Origin of the sequence: Dietzia lutea, assembly GCF_003096075.1 — a bacterium.
Lineage (GTDB): Bacteria > Actinomycetota > Actinomycetes > Mycobacteriales > Mycobacteriaceae > Dietzia > Dietzia lutea.
The window spans coordinates 3,133,780-3,146,080 of sequence record NZ_CP015449.1 but is presented as its reverse complement, the minus strand read 5'-3'; the positions used below and the strand labels follow the sequence as shown (position 1 = coordinate 3,146,080).

Genomic DNA, 12,301 nt, shown 5'->3' with positions numbered 1-12,301 from the left:
CGGTGGTGGGGCGTTCGTGTGTCGATCGGGGGTGGGCCGCGTTAGCCGTCCCGCTCGAATGCATCCCGCACGGCGCGACAGGCGTCGTCGGCGGACGCTCCGGATGCGGAGGCCAGCGCGACGAATTCCTCCGCGGCCCTAATCAGGGCGGCCCTACGGACGTCGCCGGCCGCCACGAATGTGCCCGAACGCCCCCGGCTCTCGAGCACGCCAGTCTCTTCAAGTTCGCGATAGACCTTGGCCGCAGTGGCGGTGGAGACGCCCGCCTCGTCCGACAGTTTTCTCACGGGTGGCATGCGAGTGCCCGGCGTCAGCCTCCCACGCGTGACCGCCTCGACGATCTGGCCCTTGAGTTGGCGAAACGGTGGCTCTGCGGAGCCAGGGTCCACGGCGAGCGTCACCTCGGCCACGCGGGAGCCGGTAGCGGCTGAGACCCGACCGGTGTGGCGGGACTCGATGCTCCCCGCCCCGGAATCCGCCTCACCCATCCTCAGGACCAGACCTCGACGATCGCTGTCACCGCACGCGGCGGCTCGGCCGGAACGGCGGCAGCCGGGGTACGGGAGAAACGCGGCGCGGGCGCCGGTCCCACATCGCCGGCCACCTCGACGAACGTCTCACGAGCCGAGTTGTGGGGATGGCCCAACGCCTCCGTATAGGACAGGACGGGCGTGGTGCAGGCGTCGGTGCCGTAGAACACCTCGGCCCACTCGTCACGGGTCTTCTCGGCGAACTTGCCCGAGATCAGCTCGCGCAGCTCGTCCCAGCGGTCCATGTCGAACTGGCCGGGCATGCCCTCGCCGTCGACGCCGAGCAGTCGCGCGAACTCAGCGTAGAACTGGGGCTCGAGGCAGCCCACGGCCATGTACTTGCCGTCCGAGCACTCGTAGACGTCATAGAAGGGGTAGCCCGTGTCGAGCATGTTGGTTCCGGCGACGTCGGACCACTGGCCCCGCGCCCGCATCGCCCACTGGAACTGGCCGAGCACGGAGGCGCCATCGGTCATGGCGGCGTCGATGACCTGCCCCTTGCCCGAGGTGGCGCGCTCGATGATCGCGGCGAGGATCCCCTGGATGAGGAACATGGATCCGCCGCCGAAGTCGCCGACGAGGTTGAGCGGCGGCACCGGGCGCTCGCCCTTCCGGCCGATGGCGTTGAGATGCCCGGTCAGGGAGATGTAGTTGAGGTCGTGACCCGCGGTGTGGGCGAGCGGCCCGTGCTGGCCCCAGCCGGTCATGCGGGCGTAGACCAGCCGCGGGTTGAGCTCGAGGCATTCGTCCGGGCCCAGGCCCATGCGCTCGGTGACGCCCGGGCGGAAGCCCTCGACCAGCACGTCCGCCTTCCCGATGAGCGTGCGGACCTGCGCCAGGCCCTCGTCGCTCTTGAGGTCCGCCTCGACCACGGTCCGGCCGCGGCGCGTGATGTGGGCCCAGCCGTCGACGGACTTGGCCAGCTCACCGGGGCGCATGACGGTCACCACGTCGGCACCGAGGTCCGCCAGCATCATGCAGGCGTGCGGGCCGGGGCCGATGCCGTTGAGTTCGACGACGCGGATACCGGCCAGGGGGCCGGAGGAGGCAGTGGTCACGGGTGTATGCCCTTTCTTGTGGCGTTTAACACACCGTATATCCTCGGCCGGCGCGCGAGGGACACAGGCGCGTCCGGGATGGCGGCTACGAGGTGAGACGGGTCAGGGGCTGAGCAGATACTCCAGATCGGAGGCGTCCACCAGGGGGTCGTCCAGGTCGATGGTGATCCGTGAATGGGCCAGGAACCGGGCACGTCCGGTGACGGTCGTGTGCAGGGCAGGGAAGTCTCCGACCACGCCCTCCACGAGCGCGGTGCCCAGGAACCGGTTCCCGCGTGGCGAGATGGTCTCCAAGGTGTCGCCGGGTGCGACATCACCCAGCGCGGCCATCAACGCGAGCCTGGCTGAGGTGCCGGTCCCGGTCGGGCTCCGGCAGATCACGCCCGGATGGACGTACGTCGCCGACGGCGACTCGAACCTACCGGCCCCCAGCGTGCGTACGCGGCCCATGAAGTGGACGAACGGCAGCGGGCCCACATCGCCGAGCGAGGGGTGCTCCCGCCTCAGCCCGGGGCGGGCCGCCCGGACGAAGGAATCGCCGAACGCGGTGAGTGCGAATTGTTCGTCGGCCGTGAGTTCGAAACCGTGATCGGCCGCGCGGATCAGCGCGAAGTAGGCCCCGCTCCACACGAGATCGAAGCCGACCCGGCCATAGTGGGGGACTTCCACGGCGAGCCCCCGTTCGGCGACGAACGCCGGCTCCCCTCGCGTGGTGATCGACTCCACCCGGCCGTCGACGATTCGTGCAGTGTTGCGGGACAACCCCGCCGGGGACTCCAGGATGATTTCTTGCAGCCCCTCGGTCGCCGGGATCATCCCACTCTGGAGCAGGGCGGTCGCGGTGCAGATAGTGTTGGAGCCCGAGTACAGCGGATACCCCATCGCCTCCATGATGATGTACCCGGCCACGGCCTCCGGATGAGAGGGCTCCACGATGAGGTTCACCGACATCGCCGGGTCGCCATACGGCTCCGAGAGCAGCAACCGGCGCAGACCGTCGCCCTCTTTCTCCAGGTAGCGAGCCTTCTCCAACACGTTCTTTCCCGGCAGTGGCTCGATGCCGGAGGTGACGATCCGGCTGACGTCGCCGCCGCTGTGGGTGTCGATCAGCTCTAGGACACGTTCACGATCCATGGGGGGCTCCAACCGTGTCCCAGTGTCGGTCGGGGACCACGACCAGGTTGCCGACGTAGGTCTTGCTCATGAAGGCGCGCTGCGCCTCGTGGAACTCGGAGAGCCGGAAGGTGCGGTGCAGTAGAGGACGGATGCGGCCGTCCTCGATGTACCCGACCAACCGCCGGAACGCGGTCCTCGTACCCTGCGAGGAACCGTGGAGCTCGAGCTGCTTGAGGTACATGGTGCGTAGATCGAGCTTCACGACCGGCCCGCCGATGGCCCCGGCCGTCCCGTACCGGCCTTCCGGACGCAGAATTCTCAGCAGGTCGTTGAACAGTGGGCCCGCCACCAGGTCGCCCACCACGTCGATCGGGCCGTCGACGCCCCGCTCCACCTCGCCGACGAGATCGTCCGAGTCGCGGAGGAATACCGCCTCGGCGCCGATCTCGCCGAGGGCTGCTTCCTTTCCGGCGCTGGTCACCGCATAGGGGATGGCGCCGCGAACGCGGGCGAGTTGGATCAGGGCCGAGCCCACTCCTCCGGAGGCACCGGTGACGAGGATCCGTTCGCCCACGCTCAGGCGCGTCCGGTCGAGGATCTGTTCCGCGGTCAGGTAGGCGCAGCAGAAAGTGGCCAGGCCGGCGTCGTCGATGTCCGTGGTGACCTGGTAGGCGTTCACTGCGGGGACCGCCACGTACTCGGCGTAACCGCCGTCCCGCCCGTGGCCGATGTAGTCGATGTCGGACAGGCTCTCGTCGCTCTCCGGTCGGTTGTAGAGGCTGAAGTCGACCAACACTCTCTGCCCGATGCGATCCTCGGACACCGAGTCCCCGACGGCGACGATCCGGCCGACGATGTCGGTGCCCTGGATGCGGGGGAACTCGAGCGTGGAGCGGCCACGCCGCCACGAGGAGACGGCCTTCGGATCGGTGTCGCTGCCGTAGGCACCCTGGCGGACCCACACGTCGGTGTTGTTCATCCCGCAGGCGTGGACATCGATCAGCACCTCCCCCGGGGCCGGACTCGGGGTAGGGACGTCGTGCGAGTACACCAGCTGGTCCAGGTCGCCGTGGCCCAGGAGCTGCACCGCGTTCATTGTCGGCGGGTGTGACGGCATCCGTGCTCCTCCTCCGCTCGCACTGCCGGGACCGCAGGCCGCGGGTGCTTGGCGAAGAGTGTGTCACCTGCCGACCTCCCCGGTCTATCGGTGTGGTCCACCTTTTTTCAGAGCCGTGGATCACGCCTGATCCGGGCTCGCCACACCGGCTCGGGGAGAGTTCATCCAGGCGAGGCTTTGTGGGCTCGGCGCGGTCGTTCGCAGGTCTACTAGCGTGGGAGCCATGACCGAAGCGCCCGTCCCGTCAGCGCACGATCCCCTCGCCCCGCCCGCCGTGGACCGCATCGGCACGCCGGGCTCGCCGGGCGCGACCCGGGTCATGCTGCTCGGCTCGGGCGAACTGGGCAAAGAGGTGACGATCGCCCTGCAGCGGTTCGGCGTGGAGGTGATCGCCGTGGACCGCTACGACGGCGCGCCCGCCCACCAGGTCGCGCACCGGAGCCACGCCATCGACATGACCGACGCCGACGAGGTGCGCCGGGTCGTCGACCTCGAGAAGCCGCACGTGATCCTCCCCGAGATCGAGGCCATCGCCACCTCCGCGCTCGAGGAGATCGAGCAGGAGGGGCTCGCCCGCGTCGTGCCCACCGCGCGGGCCGCCCGGCTGACCATGGACCGTGAGGGCATCCGCCGCCTCGCCGCGGAGGAGCTGGGCCTGCCGACCAGCGGGTACGCCTTCGCCTCGTCCGTCGGGGAACTGCGGGACGCGTGCTCCGCGATCGGCTTCCCCTGCCTGGTCAAGCCCACGATGTCGTCGTCGGGTAAAGGCCAGTCCACCCTCCACGGTCCCGAGGACGTGGAGGCGGCGTGGAGCGCGGCGCAGACCGGCGCCCGCGTCGCGGGGGCGCGGGTGATCGTCGAGTCGTTCGTCGACTTCGAGTACGAGATCACGCTCCTCACCGTCCGCAGCGTCGACCCCGAGACCGGGCGGATCCTGACCGGCTTCTGCGAGCCGATCGGTCATCGGCAGGAGCGCGGCGACTACGTCGAGTCGTGGCAGCCGCAGCCCATGACGCAGGACGCCTACGACTCCGCCCGGTCGGTGGCCGCGCGGATCACCGGTGCGCTCGGCGGCGTCGGGGTGTTCGGCGTGGAGCTGTTCGTCAACGGCGTCGACGTCTATTTCTCGGAGGTCAGCCCCCGCCCCCACGACACGGGCCTGGTGACGCTGCGCAGTCAGGTCCTCAGTGAGTTCGAGATGCACGCGCGCGCGGTGCTCGGCCTGCCGGTCGTCACGACGATGGCCAGTCCGGGCGCGTCGGCGGTGATCTACGGCGGGGCGGAGATCGGCGAGGGGAGCGTCGAGGCGGTCGGCTTCGAGGGCGTGGCGCGGGCGCTGGCGGTACCGGAGGCCGACGTGCGGTTGTTCGGCAAGCCGTCGGCCAGCGAGTACCGCCGCATGGGCGTGGCGGTGGCGACCGCCGAGGACGTGGACGGCGCCCGGGAGCGGGCGCGCGAGGCGGCCGCGCGGGTGCGGGTCGTGGTGTAGGTGGGGAGGTCGGGAGTATGACGACGACGAGGTCCGCGGCAGACGACGCACGCGATCTGCCCGCCGAGCCGACGGCCCCGTGGATTCTCGTGCTGGCCGGGGGTGTGGTCCTGCTGTGGCTGGGTGTGCTGGCCTGGCAGGTGGCCGTCCTGCCCGAGCGGGTGCCGACGCATTTCGCCGCCGACGGGCGGGCCGACGGCTGGTCCAGCCGGAACGGGGCCCTCGCGTTCTCCGCGCTGATCCCATTGCTCGTCGTGCTGCCGATGCCGGTGCTGTCCCGGCTGGTGCTGTGGGCCCCGGGCCAGATCAACGCGCCCAACAAGCAGTGGTGGACGGCCACCGGCCCGAGGCTGCGACGGTTCGAGCGGCTGATGCGAGAGGACCTGTGGCTGATCACGACGGTCACACTGCTCCTGCTGGTGGCCGGGCAGGTGGGCATCGTGCTCGCCGCGCGGTCCGGCGGCGACGCGATGCCGACATGGATCCTCCCGGTCGCGCTGGTGGTCTTCCTCGTGGCGATCGGGGCGGTGATGGCCCGGATGTTCATCGGCGGACGGTATGCCGCGCAGCCCGATCTGGACTGAGTTGTGCCCCTGTGGATGGTCGTCGACCCCGTCCACAGGTACCCGTCGGCGAGGGCTTCTTGTCGGTGCGGACCCCTAGCGTGACCTGACGAGCGGCGCGGAGTGCCGGGCCGGAGGGGAGCGGGGTCGATGGCGGGGCAGGACGGGGGAGCGGCCGCTGCGGCCGTGGGGAACACGGCGGCCGCGGCGGCGGGAGAGACGGCGGCCGCGGTGGCGCAGGGGCCGCTGGGGGCGGTCGTGCTGGCGTTCGAGCAGGTGGCGGTGACGGCGGAGGCCGCGCGGGTCCGCGAGGCCGGGCGGGAGCTGGCCGAGGGAGCGGTGTCGCTGAGCGCGGCGCTCGAGGAGGCGTCCGTGGTGGCGGCCGCGGCACAGGCCGGAGGTGCCGGCGGGCTGCTCACCGGTGGCGCGCTCGCCGAGTGTGCGGCCCTGCTCGCCCGCCGGGCCCGCGACCTCGAGGAGGAGACGGAGCGGTCGGCGGACGGGATGGCGCGGGCGGCGGGCCTGCTGGCGGCGGCCGACGAGGAGGTGGCCGGTCGTGTCGCCGGCGCAGGGCCCTGACGCGCTGGCCGCGGCGATCGACCTGGCGGCCGCGCGGGCGGCGGAGGTGGGCCGACGGATCGCGGACTCCGCCGAGGACCTCGACTCGGTCGCCCGCAGGCTCGGCGGGCGCGCGGGAGACGGAGGGTGGTCGGGCCGGACGGGGGACCGGGCCCGCGGCGAGGCCGCCGACGCCGCCGCCGAGGCGCGGATGCTCTCCGGGAACTGCCTCTTCGTGGCCGATGTCCTCAGAGTCGAGGGGAGTCGGCTCGCCCGCGCCGTGACCGGGTGGGACGCCGCCGAAGCGGCCGAGCCCGGAACCGGGGACGCGGTCCCGGTTCAGGACGCCGACCGGGTTCTCGCCATGCGTCTGCGGGAGGCGGCGGACGGACTGGCCGGCCGGGTCGATCCCGCGACGAGGCCGTGCCTGGACCTCTCGGGATCGACCGACGACAACCCGCACGAGGTCGCCCGGCTGTGGCACTTGCTCGGGCCCGCAGACCGCACACGGCTGGCGCGCGACCACCCCGAGCTCGGCTCGGTGGCCGGGCTGTCGTCGGCGACGCGCGACGCCCTCAACCGGACCCGGCTGCGTCGGCTGCTCGACGCGACCGGGGCCGGGGCCTGGGTCGGCGGGCGGATACCCGACGAGGTGGCGCGGGACCTGACGGCGTTGGCCGCGTATCTCGAGCAGGATCCCCGGCGGCACCTTCTCGACCTGCATCGCGATGGCCGGGCGGTGGTCGCCAGCGCCGACCCCGATTCCGCAGAGCGGGTGGTGACGCTCGTGCCGGGGACGGGGTCCTCGCTGGCCGACCTCGGGCGCACCGGGGAGCGGGCCGGCGCGGTGTGCGAGGCGGCGGACCCGGCCGGAGCGTGCGTGGCGGTGTCGTGGCAGGGCTACGACGCGCCGGACGGCGTCGTCTCCGCCGGCTCCTCCGCCGGGCCGGCGTGGGCGCACGCGGGCGACCTCCGGACCTACGCGGCCGGGCTGGACGCGGTCGAGGGCCTGGACGGCGACGACGCCCCGCACGCGGCCGTGGGCTACAGCTACGGCTCGGTGGTCCTCGGCGCGGCCGCGGCGGACCCCGAGGGGCTCGCGGCCGACCTGATGATCCACGTCGGCAGCCCCGGCGCGGGAGTCGAGTCGCTCGACCGGCAGTGGGTGGACGAGGGGGGCGTCAGCCGTCCGGCGGTCGACGACGACGTGGTGGCCGTGGCCTCACGCTGGGATCCCGTGCCCTGGTGGTCGATCACGGGAGTCTCCGGCGAGAGGCCGGGGACCAACGAGTTCGGCGGCCGCTCCGTCGACGTCACCGAGCCCGGCGCGGGACCGGAGGCGGTGCGCACCGCGCACTCCCGCTACTTCGACCCGGGGACGGTCTCGCTGATGGAGATCGGCCGCCTCGTCAGCGGGATCGAGTAGGCCGCGAGGAGCGGGCGATGTCGAGCATCTCCGCCCGTCCCGGCAGCTTGGTGCGCTCGCGGCCGGCCGCCTCGCCGAGCTCACGCTCGTGGGCGTCGATCGCCAGCCAGGCGTCGCCGTCGACGACGTCCACGCCGCGGTCGGCGAGCAGGTCGCGCACGGCGGACGGATCGGGGTCGGCGGGCTCGGGCAGCGTGCCGGACTCGAGTTCGGTGGTCAGATGACCGACCGTCTCCACAGCGCACGACCGATTGGTGCCGATGACGCCGGACGGCCCGCGCTTGACCCACCCCGCCGTGAACAACCCCGGCAGGTGCTCCCCGCCCGGCGCGTCGAGCACCCGTCCGCCGTCGTTGGGGATGGTCGCCCGGGAGTCGTCGAACGGCACGCCCTCCAGGGCGGCGGAGCGGTACCCCACCGCCCGGTACACGGCCTCCACCGGCAGGTTTTCGACGTGGCCCGTGCCGCGCACCCGGCCGGCGGCCGCCCCGGAGTCGGCCGGCGCGGGATCGGGCTCGGTGATCTCCAGTCGCAACCCGGAGACCCGGCCGTCGTCGCCCACCATCTCGACGGGGGACCGGTGGAAGCGGAACCGCACCACCTTCCCGCCGGCCGCGAGCGCGGCGGCCTCGGCCTCATCCGCCGTCTCGAGCCCGGCCTCGCGCTGCGCCTCGACCCATTTCTCGAGTTGCGCGCACACCTGCCCCACCCGGCGATCGCCGTCGCGGAGGGCGCGCGCCTCGTCGTCGTACTCCAGGTCGTCGGGATCCACCACCACGGTGACGCCCTCCACCTTGGCCATCTCCCGCAGCTCCAGGGGCGTGAACTTGGCGTGCGCCGGTCCACGGCGCCCGATCACCGACACCACGCGCGTCACGTTGGTGCCGAAGCCGTCCCGCACGTGGGCGGGGATGTCCGTCGGCTCGAGCTGCTCCGGACTGCGCACCAGCATGCGCGCCACGTCCAGGGCCACGTTCCCCACGCCGACCACGGCCGCCCGCTCGGCGGTGAGCGCCCACTCCGGGTGCGAATCGGGATGACCGTCGTACCAGGTCACGAACTCGGCCGCCCCGTACGAGCCCTCCAGGTCCTCGCCCGGGACGCCCAGGCGACGGTCGGCCAGCGCGCCGGTGGAGAACACGACCGCGTGGTAGAAGCGCCGCGCGTCCTCCACGGTCAGGTCGCGGCCGAACTCCACGTTGCCCAGGAACCGGATGCGCGGATCCGCGGCGATCCCCTCGAGCGTCCGCGCGATGCCCTTGATGCGGGGGTGATCCGGGGCCACGCCGTGACGCAGCAGCCCGTACGGCACGGGCAGGCGGTCGAGCAGGTCCACCACGATCCCGCGCCCCGACGAATCACGCGAGTCGCTCCAGTCCAGCAGGGCCTCGCACGCATACACGCCCGCCGGGCCGGACCCGACGACGGCCACACGGTAGGGGTGATCTGTGAGCGGCGTCATATCCGGATCGTCGCACAGAACGACCACCGGGGTACCTCGACCCCGCCGATCGGCGTCGGGGGAGCATAATCGACACCCATGAGCGACTACGCCGGGGACCTACCGCCCCGCCAGGCCTGGGAACTGCTCGCCTCCGATCCCGACGCCGTACTGGTGGACGTCCGCACCAGCGCCGAATGGCAGTGGGTCGGCGGCGCCGATCTGTCGGAGCTCGGCAAGCGCACGCTGGGCATCGAGTGGATGACCTCGGCGGGCCAGCCCAACGCCCGGTTCGTGGAACAGCTGAGTGAGGCCGGGGTCGAGCCCGGCGCGCCCGTGCTGTTCCTGTGCCGCAGCGGACACCGGTCGGCGGCCGCGGCCCGGGTCGCCACCGCCGCCGGATACGGCGCCGCCTACAACGTGACCGGCGGCTTCGAGGGCGACCCCGACGCTGAAGGACACCGCGGCACGGTCAACGGCTGGAAGGTCGCGGGCCTGGCCTGGCGCCAGTCCTGACCGGGCTCGACCGGACACGCCCGTCCCGTCCACACACCCGGCCCGCCCACACACCCGGCCCGCCCACACACGCACGCACGAGTACACAGAAAGCAGCGGATGAGAAACAACGAGCTCCCCGACGGTCTCCACCCCGACACCCTGGGGGTCCGCGCCGGCCAGATGCGCACGGCCTTCGAGGAGACCACCGAGCCGATGTTCCTCAACTCCGGCTACGTCTACGAGTCCGCCGAGGCGGCCGAGGCGTCGTTCAACGGCGAGAGGCAGCGCTTCGTCTACTCCCGCTACGGCAATCCCACCGTCGCGATGTTCCAGGAGCGCCTGCGCCAGATCGAGGGCGCCGAGGCGTGCTTCGCCACCAGCTCCGGCATGTCCGCGGTGTTCGTGGCGCTGGCCGCGCTCTGCGGCAACGGGTCCCGGCTCGTGGCCTCCCGCGCGCTGTTCGGCTCCTGCTACGTGATCTGCGCGGAGATCCTGCCGCGGTGGGGCGTGGAGACGGTGTTCGTCGACGGCGCCGACCTCGACCAGTGGCGCGAGGCGCTCAGCGAGCCCACCGACGCCGTGTTCTTCGAGACCCCGTCCAACCCCATGCAGGAGCTGGTCGACGTGCGCGCGGTCTGCGACCTGGCCCACGAGGCCGGCGCGCAGGTCGTGGTGGACAACGTCTTCGCCACCGTCCTGCACCAGAAGCCGCTCGAGCTGGGTGCCGACGTGGTGGTGTACTCCACGACCAAGCACATCGACGGCCAGGGCCGCGTCCTCGGCGGCGCCGTCCTGGGGACCGAGGAGTACATCACCGGGCCGGTCCAGAACCTCATGCGCCACGCCGGGTTCGGCATGAGCGCGTTCAACGCGTGGGTGCTGGTCAAGGGCTTGGAGACCATGGGTCTGCGCGTCGAGCGGATGTCCGCCAACGCGCTCGAGGTGGCGCGGTTCCTCGAGTCCCACCCGGCGGTGGACTGGGTGACGTACCCGATGCTCGAGTCGCACCCCCAGTACGAGCTGGCGCGCGCGCAGATGTCCGGCGGCGGGTCCGTGGTGACGTTCGGGCTGAAGTGCGGCGAGGGTGACGACGGCGAGATCGGCAGCGGCAAGAGGGAGTCCTTCGCCCTGCTCAACGCGTTGGAGGTCATCGACATCTCCAACAACCTGGGCGACGCCAAGACGCTCGTGACCCATCCGGCGACGACGACCCACGCGTCCATGGAGCCCGAGGCCCGTGCCGCGGTGGGGATCGGCGACAACGTCATCCGCCTCTCGGTGGGCCTGGAATTCGTCGGAGATCTGATCGAGGACCTGCGCCGCGGTCTAGACTGACGCCCATGAGCGTCCTGGGTGGCGGGTCGCGGACGAGGGTGGCGGTGCTGCCCGCCGCGCATCCGGCCGTGCGCCGCATCATCGGCCTGGACGGGGCCGAGCACGTGGAGCTCGTGCCCGTGCGGCCCGGCGTGGTCAACGGGCACACCCCGGCCGAGGCGGTGACCCCCGCCGAGCTCGACCCGGATTCCGACGCCTCCGGCGAGATCCACCGGGACGCCGATCCTCTGCAGGACGTCGATCTGGCGCACGTGCACTTCGGCTACGACTACCTCGAGCCCGAGAGCGTGGACGACGTCGTCGAGCACTTCGAGACGGCCGGGATCCCGTTCGTGCTGACCGTGCACGACATCGTCTACCCGACGCACGAGGACGAGCTGCCGCACCGGGATCACACCGGCACGCTGGTGGAGGCGGCGTCCGCGGTGATCACACTGACCGAGGTGGCGGCCCACGAACTGTGGGTGCGCTGGGGTGTGGAGCCGGTCGTGGTGCCGCACCCGCGATTGCTGGACGAGGCGGAGATCTCCGCCGCCGTGCGCGCGGGCAAGCACCTGCGCGGGCCGGGTGACCCGCTCGTGGTGGGGGTCCTGCTGGAGCGGATGGGCGAGAACATCGAGGGCCCCGAGCTGCTGGACCAGTTGGCGCTCGTGGTGCAGGGCCGACGCGGCGCCCACCTGCGGATCGTGGTGGAGGCACAGGCGTGGCGCGACGCGTGCGGCGAGGACCGCGAGGCCGGCGGCCACCACCTCGTCGCGGAGCTGGCGGCCGAGGGCGGCTGGGAGTCGGTGCGGTTGGTGCGCTACGAGTCGCTGGATCTGGGGCCCGTGCTGCCGGAGTTCGCCGCGCTCGACGTGTGCGTCCTGCCCTACCGGTTCGCCACCCACTCAACGTGGCTGGAACTGTGCCGTGATCTCGGGGTTGCGCCGGTGTTCCCGTCGGTGGGGTTCCTGCGGGACCAGTGGTTCGACCGGTGCGACCCGGGCGAGCACTCGGGCGAGGTCTACGACCCGCGCGATCCGTCCGCGGTGGCGGTGGCCGTGCGGGCGGCGTTGGAGGATCCGCGGGCCGTGCCGCCGCGGGTGGCGGGCGCCGATCCGGCGACCGTCGTGGCCACCCATGCGCGGATCTACCGGGAGGCCGCCGGCGGCTGAGTAGGCGACCGGGCGG

Annotated in this window: 12 protein-coding genes; 7 read left to right on the top strand and 5 right to left on the bottom strand. The window is 72.1% G+C overall.

Features of this window, described 5'->3' with window-relative positions; all coding sequences use genetic code 11:
• Positions 1-41: 41 nt before the first annotated feature.
• The 4 genes from A6035_RS14425 to A6035_RS14410 form a co-directional block, all read right to left on the bottom strand.
• Positions 42-410, bottom strand: a complete 369-nt coding sequence (locus A6035_RS14425) for a GntR family transcriptional regulator (RefSeq protein ID WP_235026523.1) — start codon at positions 408-410, stop codon at positions 42-44.
• 80 nt (positions 411-490) lie between these two features.
• Positions 491-1,588 (bottom strand): CaiB/BaiF CoA transferase family protein, encoded by a 1,098-nt coding sequence (locus A6035_RS14420; protein ID WP_108848467.1) that lies wholly within the window; start codon positions 1,586-1,588, stop codon positions 491-493.
• A 102-nt stretch (positions 1,589-1,690) separates the two neighbouring features.
• Complete coding sequence (locus A6035_RS14415) at positions 1,691-2,722, bottom strand: proline racemase family protein (RefSeq protein ID WP_108848465.1); 1,032 nt, start codon at positions 2,720-2,722, stop codon at positions 1,691-1,693.
• Positions 2,712-3,821: an alcohol dehydrogenase family protein gene (locus A6035_RS14410; protein ID WP_159149230.1), complete on the bottom strand. Its 1,110-nt coding sequence runs from the start codon at positions 3,819-3,821 to the stop codon at positions 2,712-2,714. Before A6035_RS14410 ends, A6035_RS14415 begins: the two co-directional genes overlap by 11 nt.
• A 223-nt stretch (positions 3,822-4,044) precedes the next feature.
• Between A6035_RS14410 and purT the strand changes: the two genes are divergently transcribed.
• From purT to A6035_RS14390, 4 genes are all read left to right on the top strand, one after another.
• Positions 4,045-5,310: a formate-dependent phosphoribosylglycinamide formyltransferase gene (gene purT, locus A6035_RS14405; RefSeq protein WP_108848461.1), complete on the top strand. Its 1,266-nt coding sequence runs from the start codon at positions 4,045-4,047 to the stop codon at positions 5,308-5,310.
• Between the two features lie 17 nt (positions 5,311-5,327).
• Positions 5,328-5,894, top strand: coding sequence for a DUF1648 domain-containing protein (locus A6035_RS14400; protein WP_108848459.1), 567 nt, complete (start codon positions 5,328-5,330; stop codon positions 5,892-5,894).
• Positions 5,895-6,023: 129 nt separating this feature from the next.
• Entirely contained in the window at positions 6,024-6,452 is a 429-nt protein-coding gene (locus A6035_RS14395; RefSeq protein WP_162534010.1) for a hypothetical protein, read from the top strand.
• Positions 6,430-7,857, top strand: coding sequence for an alpha/beta hydrolase (locus A6035_RS14390; RefSeq protein ID WP_244192454.1), 1,428 nt, complete (start codon positions 6,430-6,432; stop codon positions 7,855-7,857). Before A6035_RS14395 ends, A6035_RS14390 begins: the two co-directional genes overlap by 23 nt.
• Here A6035_RS14390 and A6035_RS14385 read toward each other — a convergent pair.
• Complete coding sequence (locus A6035_RS14385; protein ID WP_108848455.1) at positions 7,841-9,319, bottom strand: FAD-dependent oxidoreductase; 1,479 nt, start codon at positions 9,317-9,319, stop codon at positions 7,841-7,843. The genes A6035_RS14390 and A6035_RS14385 overlap by 17 nt on opposite strands.
• Positions 9,320-9,397: 78 nt before the next feature.
• Between A6035_RS14385 and A6035_RS14380 the strand changes: the two genes are divergently transcribed.
• The 3 genes from A6035_RS14380 to A6035_RS14370 all read left to right on the top strand — a co-directional run bounded on the left by A6035_RS14380 (position 9,398) and on the right by A6035_RS14370 (position 12,285).
• Positions 9,398-9,814, top strand: a complete 417-nt coding sequence (locus tag A6035_RS14380) for a rhodanese-like domain-containing protein (RefSeq protein WP_108848453.1) — start codon at positions 9,398-9,400, stop codon at positions 9,812-9,814.
• A 99-nt stretch (positions 9,815-9,913) separates the two neighbouring features.
• Positions 9,914-11,131, top strand: coding sequence for an O-succinylhomoserine sulfhydrylase (locus A6035_RS14375; RefSeq protein WP_108848451.1), 1,218 nt, complete (start codon positions 9,914-9,916; stop codon positions 11,129-11,131).
• Between the two features lie 5 nt (positions 11,132-11,136).
• Positions 11,137-12,285 (top strand): glycosyltransferase family protein, encoded by a 1,149-nt coding sequence (locus A6035_RS14370; RefSeq protein ID WP_244192453.1) that lies wholly within the window; start codon positions 11,137-11,139, stop codon positions 12,283-12,285.
• Positions 12,286-12,301 lie beyond the last annotated feature (16 nt).

What these genes read in the sequence shown, in the direction of transcription:
- A6035_RS14385 (WP_108848455.1), bottom strand. Translation starts at nt 9,319, where the DNA reads ATGACGCCGCTCACAGATCACCCCTACCGTGTGGCCGTCGTCGGGTCC.
- A6035_RS14395 (WP_162534010.1), top strand. Translation starts at nt 6,024, where the DNA reads ATGGCGGGGCAGGACGGGGGAGCGGCCGCTGCGGCCGTGGGGAACACG.
- A6035_RS14415 (WP_108848465.1), bottom strand. Translation starts at nt 2,722, where the DNA reads ATGGATCGTGAACGTGTCCTAGAGCTGATCGACACCCACAGCGGCGGC.
- A6035_RS14375 (WP_108848451.1), top strand. Translation starts at nt 9,914, where the DNA reads ATGAGAAACAACGAGCTCCCCGACGGTCTCCACCCCGACACCCTGGGG.
- A6035_RS14410 (WP_159149230.1), bottom strand. Translation starts at nt 3,821, where the DNA reads ATGCCGTCACACCCGCCGACAATGAACGCGGTGCAGCTCCTGGGCCAC.
- purT (WP_108848461.1), top strand. Translation starts at nt 4,045, where the DNA reads ATGACCGAAGCGCCCGTCCCGTCAGCGCACGATCCCCTCGCCCCGCCC.
- A6035_RS14400 (WP_108848459.1), top strand. Translation starts at nt 5,328, where the DNA reads ATGACGACGACGAGGTCCGCGGCAGACGACGCACGCGATCTGCCCGCC.
- A6035_RS14370 (WP_244192453.1), top strand. Translation starts at nt 11,137, where the DNA reads ATGAGCGTCCTGGGTGGCGGGTCGCGGACGAGGGTGGCGGTGCTGCCC.
- A6035_RS14380 (WP_108848453.1), top strand. Translation starts at nt 9,398, where the DNA reads ATGAGCGACTACGCCGGGGACCTACCGCCCCGCCAGGCCTGGGAACTG.